Here is a 17,266-nt window from a genome sequence, read left to right as displayed (position 1 = left end):
CGGGTTCCAGACTGTCTTGAGGGGGCGACAACATGGCACCCCTGCTCATCGCAAGCGGCCATTTCCGCAATGTTGTTGCAATGTTACTTGGCCTAATACCGGCCGTACGGGATCTGGACCCAAAAGCACATGCGGATACTGCTGGTTGAAGACGAGGCCGAAATGGCGGCGGCGCTGTCACAGGCGCTGAAGGGCTACGACATGGTCGTCGATCATGTGCCGACCCTTGCCGAGGCCGAGGAGGCGATTTCCGCCGAAGTGCACGGCGCCGTTCTGCTCGACCGCCAGCTTCCCGACGGCGACGGTCTCACGCTGATCCCGAAGCTGCGCGCCAAGGCCGACGGCGTGCCGATCATCGTGCTGACCGCGCGCGGCGACCTCGCCGACCGCATCACCGGCCTCGACAGCGGCGCTGATGACTACCTGGCCAAGCCGTTCGCGGTCGAGGAGCTGTTGGCGCGGCTGCGCGCCGTGCTGCGCCGGCCCGCCGGCGTGCAGTTCGAAATCATCAAGGCCGGCCGCATGGCGTTCGATTGCAGCCATCGCGAGGCCAGCGTCAATGGCCGCCCGCTAGACCTGCCGCGGCGCGAGCTGCTGGTGCTGGAGACGCTGCTGCGCCGGATGGGCCGCACCGTCCTGCGCGGGACGCTCGAGGAAGCCGTCTACAATTTCGAGGACGAGATTCAGTCGAACGCGCTCGATGCCCATGTCTCGCGGCTGCGGCGCAAGCTCGCCGATACCGATGCCGGCGTCGAGATCCATAGCATCCGCGGCGTCGGCTACCTGCTGAAGCAGGTGTCATGAGCGAAGCGGCCGATCACTACTGCCTGCGCTCGAAGCTGAGCTGGTGGCTGGTGACGATGCAGGCCGCCCTGCTTGCCATGCTGATCGTCTGCCTGATCAGTGCGTTGTGCGCCACCGGTTTCCTGATCGTTCCGCGCGACGAGGATCACGTCATCTCCATCGTGCAGAGCGCGATCGGGCGCGATGCGCAGGGCAATCTGGTGTTGCGCTCGACGGCCGATCTCAAGCAGCTTCGCGAGAACACGCCCGACCTCTGGTTCCTGGTGCGCGACCGGCAAGGCCATTCGCTATCGGAAGGCGCGGTGCCGCCCGAATTCGCGAAAATCGGCGATGCACTCGACCAGATCAGCCAAGCGAGGCTCGGCTGGCAGATGTTCGAGGATGATCCGCGCAAGCCGCCGGCGCGGCTGAAGCGCGTTAATTCCGACGCCGGTCCGGTGCAGGTGCTCACCGCCACGCAAGGGCCAACGTCGAGCGTCAAGACAGCCCTCGCCACGACGCTGGCATTCCTTGCCATTGCCCTGCCCGGCCTGTTGCTGATGGCGTGCGCCACGTTCATCGCGACGCCGATGGTGGTGAAGCGCGCGTTCGCCGGCCTCGACACCGCGGCCGACCAGGCGCGCCGGATCGATTTCCGCCAGCGCGGCAGCCGGCTGTCGGCGGACCATCTGCCGCTCGAAGTCGCGCCCCTGGTGAGCGCCGTCAACGATGCGCTGAAGCGGCTCGACGACGGCTATTCGCGCCATCAGCGCTTCGTCGCGGATGCCGCGCATGAATTGCGCACGCCGATCGCGATCCTCAACACGCGGCTGGAGTCGCTGCCCCCGGGGCCGGAGAAGACCCGCCTGCTCGAGGATTCGGCGCGACTTGCGACGCTCGCCGAGCAGCTGCTCGACATCCAGCGCTTCGACCAGTGCCGCAACCCGTTCGGCCGCGTCGATCTCGTCGCGGTCGCGCGCAGCGTCGCCGCCGACCTCGCACCGCTCGCGATCGCGGCCGGTTACGAATTGTCGCTCGATACCGCAACCGATCGGGTCGAGACGCTGGGCGACCGCGCTGCGCTGGAGCGTGCGCTGACCAATCTCGTGCAGAACGCCATCCAGCATGGCGGCCGCCGCGGCACCATCACGATCCATGTCGGCAGCGCCGCGACGATCGACGTTACCGATGAAGGCGACGGCATTCCCAAGGATGAGCGCACGCGGATCTTCGATCCGTTCTATCGGCTTGCACCGCTCGACCGTGGCGCCGGCCTCGGACTCAACATGGTGCGCGAGATCGCACGACTGCACGGCGGTCACGTCTCCGTGCTCGACGGCCCGAAGGGCGGCGCGAGCTTCCGTCTCACGTTACCGCCGGCGCCATTCGCGTCGTAACACACGCAACATCCCGCAATGTTGTCGCAATGCAGACCCCGCAAAGAAGAGATCGCGCCGCGCAATCGAGTCGAGGCGCTGCGACACTTTGCTGGGAATCCCAATGGCACATGATCTTCTGTCTTTCTTCACGGCGTGGATGGCGGCCCCCGGCCGCGTCGGCGCCATCGCGCCCTCGGGCACAGCGCTCGCGGAACTGATCACACGCGACATCAGCGCCAACACCGGTCCGGTGCTGGAACTAGGTCCTGGAACGGGCGCCTTCACCTATCAACTGCTGAAGCGCGGCGTGCGCCAGCAGGATCTCACGCTGATCGAATACGGTTCGGATTTCATGCGGCTGCTGCAGCTCCGCTTTCCCGGCGCGCGCGTGCTGTGGATGGACGCCGCGCGGCTGGCCTCGGAACGGCTGTATGACGGCGCGCCGGTCGGCGCCGTAGTCAGCGGACTGCCGCTGCTCAACATGTCGCCGCGCAAGGTGATTTCGATCGTCAGCGGCGCATTCAGCTACATGCGTCCCAATGGCGCGTTCTATCAATTCACCTACGGCATGCGCTGCCCGGTGCCGCGGCCGATCCTCGACCGGCTCGGCCTGCGCGCGACGCTGGTCGATCGCGCCATCCTCAACGTGCCGCCCGCCGCGGTCTACCGCCTGACGCGACGCCCGCAATACAAGCTCATCACGCGCGACGTTACGCCCGCGGCCGATGCAGGCGTCTCACCGATCAAGAAGGAACGCCGCGCCAGCGAGGATTGCGCCGTCTGACGGCGCAGTCGATGGCGGATTACATCAGCCGGCTCTGCTTCGCAGCCGCCTCGATGAACGATGCAAACAGCGGATGCGGCTCGAACGGCCGCGACTTCAGCTCGGGGTGGAACTGGACGCCGATGAACCAGGGATGGTCCTCGTACTCGACGATCTCGGGCAACACGCCATCGGGCGACATGCCGGAGAAGCGCAGGCCGTGCTGCTCGAGGCGGTCCTTGTAGGCGGTGTTGACCTCATAGCGGTGGCGGTGCCGCTCGGAGATCTCGGTCGCGCCGCCATAGACCTGCGAGACGCGACTGCCGCGGTTCAGCGCCGCGGGATAGGCCCCGAGCCGCATGGTGCCGCCGAGGTCGCCGCTCTGTGAGCGCTTCTCGAGCTCGTTGCCGCGCAGCCATTCGGTCATCAGGCCGACCAGCGGCTCCTTGGTCGGGCCGAACTCGGTCGAATTGGCCTCCTCGATGCCGACCAGATTGCGCGCCGCCTCGATCACGGCCATCTGCATGCCGAAGCAGATGCCGAAATACGGCACGTCACGCTCGCGCGCGAACTGCGCCGCGCGGATCTTACCCTCGGCGCCGCGCTGGCCGAAGCCGCCGGGCACCAGGATGCCGTTGACGTGCTCGAGGAACGGCGCCGGGTCCTCGTTCTCGAACACCTCGCTCTCGATCCAGTCGAGATTGACCTTCACCTTGTTGGCAATGCCGCCATGCGAGAGCGCCTCGATCAACGATTTGTAGGCGTCCTTCATGCCGGTGTACTTGCCGACGATCGCGATCGTCACCGCGCCTTCCGGATTGCGGACGCGCTCGTTGATGACGTTCCAGCTCTGCAGCGCCGGCGGAATCTTCGCCGTGATGCCGAACGCGGCCAGCACCTCGTCGTCGAGACCGGCGGCGTGATAGGCCTCCGGCACGGCATAGATGTTATCGACGTCGCGCGCCTCGATCACGGCGCTCTCGCGCACGTTACAGAACAGACCGAGCTTGCGCCGCTCTTCCTTCGGGATTTCGCGATCGGTGCGGCACAGCAGGATGTCCGGCTGGATGCCGATCGAGCGCAGCTCCTTGACCGAATGCTGCGTCGGCTTTGTCTTGAGTTCGCCGGCACTTGGAATGTACGGCAAAAGCGTCAGGTGAATGTAGACGGCGTGCTCGCGCGGCAGCTCGTTCTTGAGCTGGCGGATCGCCTCGAAGAACGGCAGGCCCTCGATGTCGCCGACGGTGCCGCCGATCTCGACCAGCACGAAATCGTACTCGTCGTTGCCCGACAGCACGAATTCCTTGATCGCGTTGGTGACGTGCGGGACCACCTGGATGGTGGCGCCGAGATAGTCGCCGCGGCGCTCCTTGGTGATGATGTCCTGGTAGATTCGCCCGGTCGTGATGTTGTCGGCCTTGGTGGCCGGACGACCGGTGAAACGTTCGTAATGGCCGAGATCGAGATCGGTCTCGGCGCCGTCGTCGGTCACGAACACTTCGCCGTGCTGATACGGCGACATCGTTCCGGGATCGAGGTTGAGATAGGGATCGAGCTTGCGAAGGCGGACTTTGTAGCCCCTAGCCTGCAGCAAAGCGCCGAGCGCCGCTGAAGCCAGACCCTTGCCGAGCGAGGAGACCACGCCGCCGGTGATGAATATGTACCGCGCCATGGGACTTTACCTTTAAGCCGCTTCCTGCGATTCGCAAAACGAATCGGCTGTTCCCGGCAAACAAATCACCGGGCTGTGGGTTACGTTGAACTGAGAGCGATTTCAGAGCATTAATGGGGGTTTCGGATGCAGGATGCCAGCGCTGCATCCTGCATGGCGCCCCTGCTTTATTGCGACCGTGGTGCCTGCGGGCCGCTCGGGGCCTGCTGACCCTGCTGCTCGTCGGTCTTCTTCAGCGAATCGAGGATGCCGCCGGAGGTCGGAGGTGTCAGCGGCGCGCCGCCGGCCGGCTGGGTCTGCGCCGGTGCGCCGGTGCCGATGATCGAGCTCGGCTTGCGGTCGTAGCCCGCGTACCACGACAGGAACAGGCTGGTGAGGAAGAAGCCGGCCGCGAGGATCGCGGTGGTCCGCGACAGCAGATTCGCGGTGCCGCGGCTCGACATGAAGCCGGCGCCGCCGCCCATGCCGAGGCCGCCGCCTTCGGATTTCTGCAACAGCACGGCGCCGATCATGACGGCGACGATCATGAGATGGATAATGATAACGACAGTCTGCATCGCAAGCCTTCCGTCACAAGCCGCCAAGCGGCCAGACAAACGGCGCTATCGGCTTTGCGGTTTTTCGTGAAGTCGCGCCCTGTTACACGATTGGACCGGGCATTGTCACCCCCGAGATAGTCGCAATGGCTGACATCGCAAGCGACGCCCGATGGCATCAGCCGAGGCTTGATCGGAATCTGCCTTTTCTATTATTATAGACGCATGGATACTTTAGTAGACGACCTGAGCCAATGCCTGGCGCAGCGGATCCGGCTGGAGCGCGACGGCCGGGGCTGGTCGCTGGCCGAGCTTGCCGAACGCGCCGGCGTCTCGAAGGCGACGATCAGCAAGATCGAGCGCGCCGAGGTCAGCCCTACCGCAGTCGTGCTGGTGCGCCTCGCTTCGGCCTTCGACCTCACGCTGGCCGGGCTGATGTTGCGCGCCGAGGGCCAGGGCGAACGGCTGTCGCGCGCCGCCACGCAGCCGGTCTGGAGCGATCCGGAAACCGGCTATCTGCGCCGCCAGGTGTTCAGCCGTCCCGATCACCCGGTCGAGCTGGTGCGCGTGGACATGCCGCCGAAACAGTCCGTGACCCTGCCCGCCTCGTCCTACGCCCATATCCGCCAACTGGTCTGGGTGCTGAGCGGCAGCCTCGTCATCACCGAGGGCGGCGCGCGCTACGTGCTCGCGAGCGGCGATTGCCTCGGCTTCGGGCCGCCCGCCGAGACCACCTTCGCCAACGAAACCAACGCCGGCTGCACCTATGTGGTCGCCCTGGCCCGGAGCTGATGCATGTCGCAATTCGCCATCAAACCACTCGCCGACGAACCTCAGATCCGCAGCGCGCTCGGCGATCTGTTGATTGCGACGGTCGCCGGCGGCGGTTCCGTGAGCTTCATGCATCCGCTGTCGTTGGATGACGCCGATGCGTTCTGGCAGGACTCGCTCGGTGCCGCCGCGCGCGGCGAGCGGATCGTGCTCGGCGCGTTCGACGGCGCCAGCCTGATCAGCACCGTCACGCTGCTGCTCAAGCTGCCGCCGAACCAGCCGCATCGCGCCGAGATCGCCAAGATGATGACGCGCGTGAGCCAGCGCAACCGGGGCGTCGCGACCGCGTTGCTGCGCGCCGCAGAAGCGCTCGCGATCGCGCACGGTCGCACGCTGCTGGTGCTCGACACCGCCGTCGATGACGGCGCCGCGCCGCTCTACGAGAAGCAGGGCTTTCAGCTCAGCGGCATCATCCCGGACTACGCGCTGAAGCCGCATGGCGGCCTCACCGGGACGATGATCTATTGGAAGAAGATCGGCGCGGCAGCGGCCTGACTCGGCAGCCAAGTAGAAATAGGTGCCGATAGCCGGCTCCAAGACTGCCGATCCCGTCACCCTGAGGAGCGCGTAGCGCGTCTCGAAGGGTGACGGTGTGAGAACGCGGTTTGAACAGGCAGCCCTAACAGCCCGCAGCGATCGCGAGAAAATCCGACGCCTTCAGGCTGGCGCCGCCAACCAACGCGCCGTTGACGTTGGCGACGGCCATCAGCTCGGCGGCGTTCGACGGCTTCACCGAGCCGCCGTAGAGGATCCTGATCTTGTTTCCTTCACCCTTGAAGCGATCGGTGAGCTGACCTCGGATAAACCTATGAACTTCCTCGACATCTCCAGCGGTCGGGGTGAGGCCGGTGCCGATCGCCCAGACCGGCTCATAGGCCACGACCAGATTGGCCGCGGTCGAGCCGTCCGGCAGCGAGCCTGCAAGCTGGGTGCCGCAGACATCGAGCGTCTTCCCGGCGTCGCGCTGCTCGCGCGTCTCGCCGATGCAGACGATCGCGGTCAGGCCGGCGCGCCAGACGGCCTCCGCCTTCTGCCGAATCAAGGCATCGGTCTCGCCATGGTCGGCGCGGCGCTCGGAGTGGCCGACAATGATGGCGACCGCGCCGAGATCCCTAAACATTTCCGCCGAGAGGTCGCCGGTGTGCGCGCCCGAAGCCTTCGGGTGGCAATCCTGGGCGCCGACGGCGACCTTCGAGCCGCGCGCCTTGTCGGCAAAGGCCCCGACCAAAGTCGCCGGCGGACAGACCAGGAGATCGGCCTTCCCGGCGACATCGCCGGCGCCGGCCAGCATCGCCTCGAACTCGGCAAAGGAGGATTTCAGGCCGTTCATTTTCCAGTTGCCGGCGATCAGCGGCCGGATGGCGTCGGTCATGTCGAATTTCCCATCGTTCAAGCGTGCCCTTGCGCTATCAGAGCCGGGCGGCGACTTCCAGAGTGCGGCTTCGCGCCTGCCGTGCGACGCTTCCGCCCGCGCGCCCGAGGTTGCGGGGGGACACGAGCCACTTTATAAGCGTTTTCAATTCGGTGACGCCCTCTTGCGGGACAAAAGTCTCGACTTTTAGCTCCCACGTGGGCACGACCCGGTTCCCCTCCTGTAAAACAAGTTGGACCCATGCTTCGAGGAATGCGGAAAGCCTCATCAAATTGGCTCGGCAAGACGATTATGGCCGTGGTGATGGGCGTTTTGATCGTCAGTTTCGGAATTTGGGGCATTGCCGACATCTTCAAGGGGTTTGGCCAGTCGACCTTCGCCAAGGTGGGCGGGACCGAGATTTCGGCCGAGCAGTTCCGCCAGATCTATACCGACCGCCTGCAGCAGCTTGGCCGCCAGTTCGGCCGTCCGCTGACCCCTGACCAGGCGCGCGCGTTCGGGATTGATCGGCAGGTGCTGCAGCAGACGCTCGCGGAGGCCGCGCTCGACGAGGAAGCGCGCCGCACGGGCCTCAACCAGTCCGATGCCGAGGTGCTGCGCACGATCTACAACGATCCGAACTTCAAGGGCCTCAACGGCCAGTTCGATCCGCAGCGCTTCCAATCCGTGATCCGCAACTTCGGCTACACCGAGGGCCGCTACATCGCCGAGCAGCGCCGCGTCGGCCTGCGGCGGCAGATCGCCGGCACCATCTCGTCCGGGATCGAGCCGACCAAATCGATGGTCGAGGCGCTGACCCGTTTCCAGAACGAACAGCGCTCGATCGACTTCGTCACGCTCGGCGCCGCGCAGGCCGGCACCATCGATCCGCCCTCGCCCGAGGCGCTGGCCGCCTATTTCGAGGACCACAAGGTCCAATTCCGCGCGCCCGAGTACCGCAAGATCGCCTTCGTCGCGATCACGCCGGAAGAAATCGGCAAGTGGGAAACCGTATCCGACGAGGATGCCAAGAAGATATTCGAGGAGCGCAAGGACCGGCTCAGCACGCCGGAGAAGCGCGAGGTCTCGCAGATCGTATTTCCGGACGCCGGTGAGGCGCAGGCCGCTCGCGCCCGCATCACCTCGGGCGCCTCGTTCGACGACATCGCTAAGGAGCGCAAGCTCAATCCGGCCGACGTCAATCTCGGCTTGGTCGCGAAGTCCGCGATCCTCGATCCGGCCGTCGGCGATGCCGCCTTCTCGCTGCCCGCGGGCGAAGTCAGCCAGCCGGTCCAGGGCCGCTTCGGCGTGGCGCTGGTCAAGGTCGGCAAGATCGAGCCCGGCGTGACCCCGACCTATGAGGGCCTTGCGCAGCAGGTGAAGAACGAGATCGCGACCGAGCGCGCCCGCGCCAAGGTCGCCGAGCTCCGCGACAAGATGGAAGACGAGCGCGGCGGCGGCTCCAGCGTCATCGACGCCGCGCAGAAGCTGAAATTGACCGCCGTCACCATCGACGCCGTCGACCGCTCGGGGCGTCTTCCGAACGGCCAGGTCGCGTCGAACATCCCGCGCGGCCTCGACGTGGTGTCGCAGGCCTTCAACAGCGACGTCGGCGTCGACAACGATCCGATCCAGTTCAACAACGGCTATGTCTGGTACGACGTGCTCGGCATCACGCCGTCGCGCGAGCGCACCCTCGACGAGGTTCGCGACCAGGTCGAGGCCAAGTGGCGTGAGGACCAGATCTCCGCCAAGCTGCGCGCCAAGGCGACCGAGATCGTCCAGAAGCTCGACGGCGGCGCCAAGCTTGCCGACGAGGCCACCGCGGCCGGCGTCAAGGTCGAGACCGCCGCGAACTTCCGCCGCGAGGCCACGCTGCCCAACGTGCCGGCCGGCGTGATCGCGGCCGCATTCCGCACCGCCAAGGACGGCGACGGGCAGACCTCGGCCACCGGCGGCAGCCAGTGGGTGGTGTTCCGCGTCACCGATGTGACGGTGCCCCCGGTCGATTTCGCCTCCAACGAGGTCAAGCAACTCTCCGAGGCGCTGCGGCGCTCGCTCAGCGACGAGCAGGTCGCGCAATATGTTGCGAAGATCGAGACCGACATCGGTGTGACCGTCAACCAGGCAGCCTTCGCACAGGTGACAGGCGCAAATAATTGAGCATGATCGGGACGGCGCGACGACGCGCTGCGCCGCGATCAAGCTCCAACAACAGACCCTGAGCCAGCGAATGGACGACCTGAAATCGATCATCGGAAAAGTCGCCACCGGCGCCACGCTGACGCGTGAAGAGGCGGCGTCCGCCTTCGACAGCATGATGTCGGGCGACGCCACGCCCTCGCAGATGGGCGGGCTCTTGATGGCGCTGCGGGTGCGCGGCGAGACCGTCGAGGAAATCACCGGCGCGGTGACCGCGATGCGCGGCAAGATGCTGCCGGTCACCGCACCGGCGGAGGCCGTCGACATCGTCGGCACCGGCGGCGACGGCTCCGGCTCGGTCAACGTCTCGACCTGCGCGGCCTTCATCGTGGCCGGCGCCGGCGTGCCCGTTGCCAAGCATGGCAACCGCGCGCTGTCGTCGCGCTCGGGCGCCGCCGACGTGCTGGCCTCGCTCGGCGTCAAGCTCGACCTGACGCCTGCGCAGGTCGGGCGCTGCGTCAGGGAGGCCGGCATCGGCTTCATGTTCGCGCCTTCGCATCATCCGGCCATGAAGAATGTCGGCCCGACCCGGGTCGAGCTGGCCACCCGCACCATCTTCAACCTGCTCGGGCCGCTGTCGAACCCGGCAGGCGTCAAGCGGCAGATGGTCGGCGTGTTCTCGCGGCAATGGGTGCAGCCGCTGGCGCAGGTGCTGAAGAACCTCGGCTCGGACAAGGTCTGGGTCGTGCACGGCTCCGATGGCCTCGACGAGATCACCCTCACCGGCCCGACCTTCGTTGCAACGCTCGAGAACGGCGAGATCCGGACCTCAGAGGTGACGCCGGAAGATGCGGGCCTCGGCCGCGTCGGCGGCGAAGCGCTGAAGGGCGGCGATGCCGACGCCAATGCGATCGCGCTGTCGAGCGTGCTCCAGGGCAAGCCGAGCGCCTATCGCGACGTCGCTTTGCTCAACGCGGCCGCAGCGCTGATCGTGGCCGGCCGTGCCAAGGATTTGAAGGAAGGCGTGGCGATCGGCGCCCAGTCGCTCGACAGCGGCGCGGCCGCGGCACGGCTGAAGCATCTGGTCGCGGTTTCCAACGGCTGAGCATGCAAATCATGTCCGACATCCTGACCAAGATCGAGGCTTACAAGCGCGAGGAGATCGCCGCCGCGAAGCGTGCCCGTCCGCTCGCCGAGGTCGAGGCGCAGGCGAAGGCGGCCTCAGCCCCGCGCGGCTTCGTCCGCGCGCTCAAGGACAAGCATGCTCGCGGCGACTACGCCCTGATCGCTGAGGTGAAGAAGGCCTCGCCCTCGAAGGGGCTGATCCGCGCCGACTTCGATCCGCCCGTGCTGGCGAAAGCCTATGAGGCCGGCGGCGCGGCATGCCTGTCGGTGCTGACGGATGCGCCCTCGTTCCAGGGCCATCTCGACTTCATGGTCGCGGCCCGCGCGGCGACCAATCTGCCGGTGCTGCGCAAGGATTTCATGTTCGACACCTATCAGGTGGCGGAGGCGCGCGCCCACGGCGCCGACTGCATCCTGATCATCATGGCCGCGCTCGACGACACGGCGGCAAGGGAGATCGAGGACGCTGCGCTCGGCTACGGCATGGACGTGCTGATCGAGATCCACGACCATGCGGAGCTCGACCGCGCCCTAAAACTTCGCTCACCGATGATCGGCGTCAACAACCGCAATCTGCGCACCTTCGAGACGACGCTCGCGACCAGCGAGACGCTGGCGCCGCTGATCCCGCGCGATCGCCTGATGGTCGGCGAGAGCGGCATCTTCACGCGAGACGATCTTGCGCGCCTCGAGCGCGTCGGAATGTCGACCTTCCTGGTCGGCGAGAGCCTGATGCGCCAGCAGGACGTCACCGCGGCCACCCGCGCCTTGCTGACGCGGCAGGCCGCACCGCGCGCCACCGGCACGCGCTGACGCGATGGCGCGCAAGGCCAAAGCCGGATCGAAGGGACCCGGCACCGCCCTCACCCACATCGACGCCAAGGGCGAGGCGCGGATGGTCGACGTCTCCACCAAGCCGGCGACCGAGCGGACCGCGATCGCCGAAGGCCGCGTCCTGATGAGCAAGGCAACGCTGGCGCTGATCGAGTCCGGACAGGCCAAGAAAGGCGACGTGCTGGCGACCGCTAGGATCGCAGGCATCATGGCGGCAAAGCGGACCTCGGAATTGATCCCGCTTTGCCATCCGCTGGCGCTGACCAAGGTCACGATCGACATCGCAACCGACCGCAAGCTGCCCGGCTGCATCATCCGCGCCAGCGTCAAGGTGACCGGACCGACCGGCGTCGAGATGGAGGCGTTGACCGCGGTTTCAGTCGCCTGCCTGACGATCTACGACATGGTGAAGGCGGTCGACCGCGGCATCCGGATCGAAGGCATCCACCTCGTCGAGAAGATCGGCGGCAAGTCCGGGCACTTTCGCGCGGACCAGTGATTGCGAGTGCGTTCGATCACTTCAGTGAACCGCTGATCGTATTGAAGGTGCCCGAGAGCCTGGTACCGACGCCTTTCACCGCCGCAATGATCGCGATGGCGATGCCGGTTGCGATCAGTCCATATTCGATCGCGGTAGCGCCGGTTTCGTCGGCCCAAAAGCTCTGCACCAGCCTCTTCATGATGACACCTTCACGCCCTGGAGTTTCGCTCAACCACACGCAATCAACGTGCCGACGCCAACATCGAGCAACCTCATCGACTTAGATCGTAAACAGATGATTGCATCGGCCTTGCGCCCGGTAAGGGATTCCGCGTCGCGCTTTGCGACCGGCCGAATCGGCAGTTTTCGCCTGGGAACTTGTTGACCTGATATCGATCAGCCCTGAAACGATGTCGCGGCCTCGTCAAACTGCGTCAGCAGCAATTGCCTCGTTTCGCCAAGCCGGAGGGGAATTTGTAGCGTCAACGCGGAACGGCGCAGTGCCTCACCCATGCTCGCAACCATTCATTAACCAATCTCGCTAACCGGCGCTCCATCTCGGTTGGATACGACTTTCGCGGGCCGGAGGTGCGTGAAAGCTACTTCCGGGCGAAACGCCTGGAAGCGATAGCGTCAGATGAAGCAAAACGGCAGCGCCTCGTTCAACGTCACCTCGGTAATCGGCAGCGGTCCGATCCGCTGGCTGATCCTTGGCGGCGCCGTGCTGATGGCCGCGATCGCGATCGGCGCCACCCTGATGGCAGAGAATTTCCGCGAGCGCGCCCTGCACAACAGCGAGCGCGAGCTCGAGAACACCGTGCTGCTGCTGGCACGGCATTTCGACCAGCAGCTCGACGACCTCGAGGTGGTCCAGCGCGACCTGATCGCATTCATGCGCGACAACGGGATCGCGACGCCGGAGAACTACAAGCGCCGGATGTCCGCCGCCGACATCCATGCGATGCTCAAGTCCAAGATGGACGCGCTGTCCAACGTCGGCAGCCTCAACGTGTTCGACGCCGACGGCGCGCTGATCAACAGCTCGGGCGCCTGGCCGCTGCCGCAAGCCTCGATCGCCGATCGCGACTACTTCAATATCTTCAAATCCAGCCCCTACTCTCCCGACATGATGGTCGCGCCGGTGGTCAGCCGCGTCAGCGGAAACTGGACCACCGCAATCGTCCGCAAGGTCACAGGCCCGCATGGCGAGTTCCTCGGCGTGGTCGGGCGCGGCATCGAGCCGGCGACCTTCGAGAAATTCTTCTCGACCGTTGCGCTCGGCGAAGGCGCCGCGATCTCGATGCACCATCGCGACGGCACGCTGCTGGCGCGCTATCCCCATGTCGAGGAGATGATCGGGAAGAACTTCCGCACCGGCCCGGCTAATCAGCAGCAGGTGTTCGAGCTGCCGCAGAGCACCTCGCGCATGACCAGCCCGGTCGACGGCAAGGACCGCCTGGTGTCGTCGCGGGCGCTCACCAAATTCCCGATCGTGGTCGTCGCCACGACCACCACGGAAGCGGCGCTCGCCAACTGGCGCGAGCAGATCGGCATGCTGATCGCGGTGACCGCAGCATCGGTGCTGGCGATCGCGATCCTGCTGACGCTCGTGGTGCGCAAGCTGCTGCAGCAGCACCGCACCCAGCAGCAGCGCCTGACGCTGGAGAAGCTCCGGCTCGACACCGCCGTCAACAACATGACGCAGGGGTTGTTGCTGTTCGATGCCGCGCAGCGCCTGGTGATCTGCAACAAGCGCTATATCGAGATGTACGGATTGTCCACCGACGTCATCCGGCCCGGCTGCAGCTTCCGCGACGTCGTCGTGCATCGCCACCTGACCGGTTCGTTCCAGGGCGACGTCGAGCGCTACGTCAACCTCGTGCTGCGCGACGTCGGCATCCGCAACACCATGGTGATCGCAACGCCCGGCGGGCGCTCGATCCAGGTGGTCAACGAGCCGCTGGCCGATGGCGGCTGGCTAGCGACCCACGAAGACGTCACCGAGCGCCGCCGCGCCGAGGAGCGCATCACGCACCTTGCCCACTACGATGCGCTCACCGACCTGCCGAACCGCGCGCTGTTCCATGAGGAGATCAAGCGCGCGCTGCCGCACGTCGCCCCCGACAGTCAGCTCGCGGTGCTCTATATCGACATCGACGAGTTCAAGGGCGTCAACGACTCGCTCGGCCACATGGTCGGCGACGAGCTGCTCAAGTCCGTCGCGCGGACGCTATCCGGCGTGATCGGCGACGGCGATTTCGTCGCCCGGCTCGGCGGCGACGAGTTCGCGATCGTGCAGACCGGGGTGAAGAACGACATCGAGGTCACCGACCTCGTCGCAAGCATCTACGAGGTGATCCGCTCGCCCTATCAATGCCTCGGCCACCAGGTCACGACCGACGCCAGCATCGGCATTGCGCTGGCGCCAAGGGACGGCACCGATCTCGACCAGATCATGAAGAACGCCGACCTTGCGATGTATGCGGCGAAGTCGGCCGGCCGGCGCGTCGCGCGCTTCTTCGAACCGGCGATGGACGCCGATGCCCGCGCCCGCCGCGAGCTCGAGGTGGAGCTGCGGCAGACCATCACTGCTGGCAGCGGGCTCGAAGTGTATTACCAGCCCTGCGTCGACCTGCGCAGCAACGAGATCACCGGCTGTGAGGCGCTGGTGCGCTGGCGCCATCCGGTGCGCGGCATGATCTCGCCGGCCGACTTCGTGCCGATCGCCGAGGAGACCGGCCTGATCAACCAGCTCGGCGAATGGGTGCTGATGACGGCTTGCAAGGAAGCCGTGAACTGGCCCGATCACGTCAAGCTCGCGGTCAACGTCTCGCCGGTGCAGTTCCGGACCGGCACGCTGGCGCTCAAGGTGATCGCGGCGCTGGCGGCATCGGGCCTGTCGGCGGGCCGGCTGGAGCTCGAGATCACCGAGGCGGTGCTGATCCGCGACGACGAGACGGCGTTGGCCGCCCTGCACCAGCTCCGCGCCATCGGCATCAGGATCGCGCTCGACGATTTCGGCACCGGCTATTCGTCGCTGAGCTATTTGAAGCGTTTCCCGTTCGACAAGATCAAGATCGACCGCTGCTTCGTCACCGACATCGCCGATCCGCAAGGCTCGGCCGGCATCGTCGAGGCCGTCGTCAACATCGCCGCCGAGCGCAGCATGACGACAACGGCGGAAGGCGTAGAGACCGCGCAGCAGCAGCAATTGCTGCGCGAGCTCGGCTGTTCGGAAATGCAGGGCTATCTGTTCAGCCCGCCGAAGCCGGCCGCCCAGATCCGCGAGCTTTTGGCCGGGCATCGCCGTGGCCCCGCCGCAGGTCCGGCCGCCACGCGCCGACGCAAACCTGTCGCCGGCGCGGCGTGACCGCCTGATCAGGAGACCCTCGCGCTTGGCTCAGTCGAACACCGACCTCGATGCTGTTGCCGCTGCGGAGCGCGCACTTGCCGCGGCGCACCTGACGCTCGACCTGGATGTGATCAATCGATTGATCCACCCGGACTACGTCATTGTGCAACCCGGTGGGGCGATCGAGACCAAGGCGGACGTGCTCGCTTCGTACCGGAGCGGAACACGCCATTGGGACTCAGCGCGTGTCGACGAGCTTGATATCCGGCTGTACCAGGAGACGGCGGTCGTCGTCGGACGCTGGCTGGCATCAGGCCGCAACGGTCCGGCCTCGTTCGATTATCAAGCGTGATTTCTGTCGGTTTGGGTCAAGCTCGGCGGCCGCTGGCAAAATCTCGCCTACCAAGCCACCGAGATCGCGCAAGATCAAAGACGCGAAGTACCCAATTGACGCGCAACGAGGCAGGTCGGAGACGACCGGCAAGGTCCATGGGACCTTGCCGCAGCGATCGGGTTCGACCGGAAATGTCGCCGCCTAGTTCGGCACCGGCCGCTTCTGCGCGGCCTTGTCCGCATTCTTGGCGTCGGCGTTCACGGTGACGCCGCGCAGTTGGTTGAACGCCGCGGCCAGCGCCTTGTCGTTCTTCTCGTCCGGGGGCACGTAAGACTGTGAGCCGGTCTGTTCGGCGCCCTCGGCGGAGAGGTGGCCGCGCATCGAGGCCTCGCCCTTGATCTCGGAGCGGGTCTTGAACTCGTCCGGCACGTCCTGCAGCACCTCGATGTCGGGCTTGATGCCAAGCGCCTGGATCGAATGGCCCGACGGGGTGAAATAACGCGCCGTGGTCAGCGCCAGCGCGCCATTGCCGGCGCCGAGCGGAATGATGGTCTGCACCGAGCCCTTGCCGAACGAGCGGGTGCCGATCAGCGTCGCGCGCTTGTGGTCGTGCAGCGCGCCGGCGACGATTTCGGAGGCCGAGGCCGAGCCGCCATTGATCAGCACCACGAGCGGCTTGCCCTTGGTCATGTCACCGCCATGGGCGGTGAAGCGCTGGGTCTCTTCCGGATTGCGGCCGCGGGTCGAGACCACCTCGCCTCGCTGCATCAGTGTCGAGGTCACCGAGACCGCCTGGTCGAGCAGGCCGCCCGGATTGTTGCGAAGATCGACGACATAGCCGTCGAGCTTGTCCTGCGGGACCTGCTTCTGGATCTCGCCGATCGCCTTGCGCAGGCCCTCGGTGGTCTGCTCGTTGAACGAGGTGATCCGGATATAGCCGATGTCGCCGCCTTCGACGTGATACTTCACCGGACGGACGCGGATGATCTCTCTGACAATCGAGACCTCGATCGGCTTGTCGGCGTCCTTGCGGATGATCTTCAGCCGGATCGAGCTGTTGGGCGCGCCCTTCATCTTGTTGACGGCCTGGTCGAGGGTCAGGCCCTGAATCTGCTCATCGTCGATCGAGGTGATCACGTCGCCCGACATGATGCCGGCGCGCGAGGCCGGCGTGTCGTCGATCGGCGCCACCACCTTGACGAAGCCGTCCTCCATCGTGACCTCGATGCCAAGCCCGCCGAACTCGCCATGCGTGGTCTCCTGCATCTCCGCCCAGCCCTTCTCGTTCATGTAGCGGGAGTGCGGATCGAGCGAGGAGATCATGCCGTTGATCGCCCCTTCGACGAGCTTGGAGTCCTCGGCCTTCTCGACGTAGTCGGTCTTGATCTTCTCGAACACCTCGCCGAACAGGTTGAGCTGCGAATAGGTATTGTCGGCATGCGCGGCGGCATTGGCGACGGCGAACAGATGCGCCCCCTGCGGCGAGGCCACGAGCAGGGTGAGACACGCTCCCGCAACCGTCCCGAGGAAGAAGCCAACATGTTTGCGCATTATCCGCGATCCTTTTTCGCTATCGGCCGGCAACGTTCCGCAACGTTCGCCTGCCCCACCCCGACGGGGGCACCACACAACGGCTTTTTGGTCGGATCAAGGCCGCCTTGTCACCGGACCATTACGGTCCTG

General features: G+C 65.8%; 16 protein-coding genes. 11 read left to right on the top strand and 5 right to left on the bottom strand.

The window, feature by feature from the left end; all coding sequences use genetic code 11:
* Positions 1-129 precede the first annotated feature (129 nt).
* The 3 genes from CO675_RS34480 to CO675_RS34470 all read left to right on the top strand — a co-directional run bounded on the left by CO675_RS34480 (position 130) and on the right by CO675_RS34470 (position 2,946).
* Entirely contained in the window at positions 130-804 is a 675-nt protein-coding gene (locus CO675_RS34480; RefSeq protein ID WP_097676328.1) for a response regulator transcription factor, read from the top strand.
* Positions 801-2,180 carry a sensor histidine kinase gene (locus tag CO675_RS34475; protein WP_097676327.1) on the top strand — a complete coding sequence of 460 codons (1,380 nt, stop codon included), beginning with the start codon at positions 801-803 and terminating at the stop codon, positions 2,178-2,180. Before CO675_RS34480 ends, CO675_RS34475 begins: the two co-directional genes overlap by 4 nt.
* A gap of 103 nt (positions 2,181-2,283) precedes the next feature.
* Positions 2,284-2,946, top strand: a complete 663-nt coding sequence (locus CO675_RS34470) for a class I SAM-dependent methyltransferase (RefSeq protein WP_097676325.1) — start codon at positions 2,284-2,286, stop codon at positions 2,944-2,946.
* Between the two features lie 19 nt (positions 2,947-2,965).
* Here CO675_RS34470 and pyrG read toward each other — a convergent pair whose 3' ends face one another.
* On the bottom strand, positions 2,966-4,597 hold the full coding sequence (gene pyrG, locus CO675_RS34465; protein WP_097676323.1) for a CTP synthase: 1,632 nt from the start codon (positions 4,595-4,597) through the stop codon (positions 2,966-2,968).
* A gap of 167 nt (positions 4,598-4,764) precedes the next feature.
* Positions 4,765-5,154 carry a preprotein translocase subunit SecG gene (secG, locus tag CO675_RS34460; protein ID WP_050419627.1) on the bottom strand — a complete coding sequence of 130 codons (390 nt, stop codon included), beginning with the start codon at positions 5,152-5,154 and terminating at the stop codon, positions 4,765-4,767.
* A gap of 204 nt (positions 5,155-5,358) precedes the next feature.
* On the opposite strand from secG, the gene CO675_RS34455 reads away from it, so the two are divergent.
* Positions 5,359-5,925, top strand: a complete 567-nt coding sequence (locus CO675_RS34455; RefSeq protein WP_097676321.1) for a helix-turn-helix domain-containing protein — start codon at positions 5,359-5,361, stop codon at positions 5,923-5,925.
* A gap of 3 nt (positions 5,926-5,928) precedes the next feature.
* Complete coding sequence (locus CO675_RS34450) at positions 5,929-6,459, top strand: GNAT family N-acetyltransferase (RefSeq protein WP_097676319.1); 531 nt, start codon at positions 5,929-5,931, stop codon at positions 6,457-6,459.
* 124 nt (positions 6,460-6,583) lie between these two features.
* Here the strand turns inward: CO675_RS34450 and tpiA are convergent, their stop codons facing one another.
* Positions 6,584-7,336, bottom strand: coding sequence for a triose-phosphate isomerase (gene tpiA / locus CO675_RS34445; protein ID WP_097676317.1), 753 nt, complete (start codon positions 7,334-7,336; stop codon positions 6,584-6,586).
* Positions 7,337-7,576: 240 nt separating this feature from the next.
* Between tpiA and CO675_RS34435 the strand changes: the two genes are divergently transcribed.
* The 4 genes from CO675_RS34435 (at position 7,577) to moaC (ending at position 11,915) form a co-directional block, all read left to right on the top strand.
* Positions 7,577-9,478 carry a peptidylprolyl isomerase gene (locus tag CO675_RS34435; protein WP_198964850.1) on the top strand — a complete coding sequence of 634 codons (1,902 nt, stop codon included), beginning with the start codon at positions 7,577-7,579 and terminating at the stop codon, positions 9,476-9,478.
* Positions 9,479-9,548: 70 nt separating this feature from the next.
* Complete coding sequence (trpD, locus tag CO675_RS34430; RefSeq protein ID WP_097676312.1) at positions 9,549-10,562, top strand: anthranilate phosphoribosyltransferase; 1,014 nt, start codon at positions 9,549-9,551, stop codon at positions 10,560-10,562.
* 11 nt (positions 10,563-10,573) lie between these two features.
* Entirely contained in the window at positions 10,574-11,395 is an 822-nt protein-coding gene (trpC, locus tag CO675_RS34425; RefSeq protein ID WP_097676387.1) for an indole-3-glycerol phosphate synthase TrpC, read from the top strand.
* A gap of 4 nt (positions 11,396-11,399) precedes the next feature.
* On the top strand, positions 11,400-11,915 hold the full coding sequence (gene moaC, locus CO675_RS34420) for a cyclic pyranopterin monophosphate synthase MoaC (RefSeq protein WP_097676310.1): 516 nt from the start codon (positions 11,400-11,402) through the stop codon (positions 11,913-11,915).
* A gap of 16 nt (positions 11,916-11,931) precedes the next feature.
* Here moaC and CO675_RS34415 read toward each other — a convergent pair whose 3' ends face one another.
* On the bottom strand, positions 11,932-12,096 hold the full coding sequence (locus CO675_RS34415; protein ID WP_050402452.1) for a Flp family type IVb pilin: 165 nt from the start codon (positions 12,094-12,096) through the stop codon (positions 11,932-11,934).
* Between the two features lie 438 nt (positions 12,097-12,534).
* Between CO675_RS34415 and CO675_RS34410 the strand changes: the two genes are divergently transcribed.
* Together CO675_RS34410 and CO675_RS34405 are read left to right on the top strand one after the other, a co-directional pair.
* Entirely contained in the window at positions 12,535-15,267 is a 2,733-nt protein-coding gene (locus tag CO675_RS34410; RefSeq protein WP_097676309.1) for a bifunctional diguanylate cyclase/phosphodiesterase, read from the top strand.
* 25 nt (positions 15,268-15,292) lie between these two features.
* Positions 15,293-15,601 carry a nuclear transport factor 2 family protein gene (locus tag CO675_RS34405; protein WP_158231347.1) on the top strand — a complete coding sequence of 103 codons (309 nt, stop codon included), beginning with the start codon at positions 15,293-15,295 and terminating at the stop codon, positions 15,599-15,601.
* Between the two features lie 183 nt (positions 15,602-15,784).
* Here CO675_RS34405 and CO675_RS34400 read toward each other — a convergent pair whose 3' ends face one another.
* Complete coding sequence (locus tag CO675_RS34400; protein WP_097676307.1) at positions 15,785-17,134, bottom strand: S41 family peptidase; 1,350 nt, start codon at positions 17,132-17,134, stop codon at positions 15,785-15,787.
* Positions 17,135-17,266: the final 132 nt, after the last annotated feature.

The organism is Bradyrhizobium sp. C9, assembly GCF_002532045.1.
GTDB lineage: Bacteria > Pseudomonadota > Alphaproteobacteria > Rhizobiales > Xanthobacteraceae > Bradyrhizobium.
This window is presented reverse-complemented; position numbering and strand designations above follow the sequence as displayed.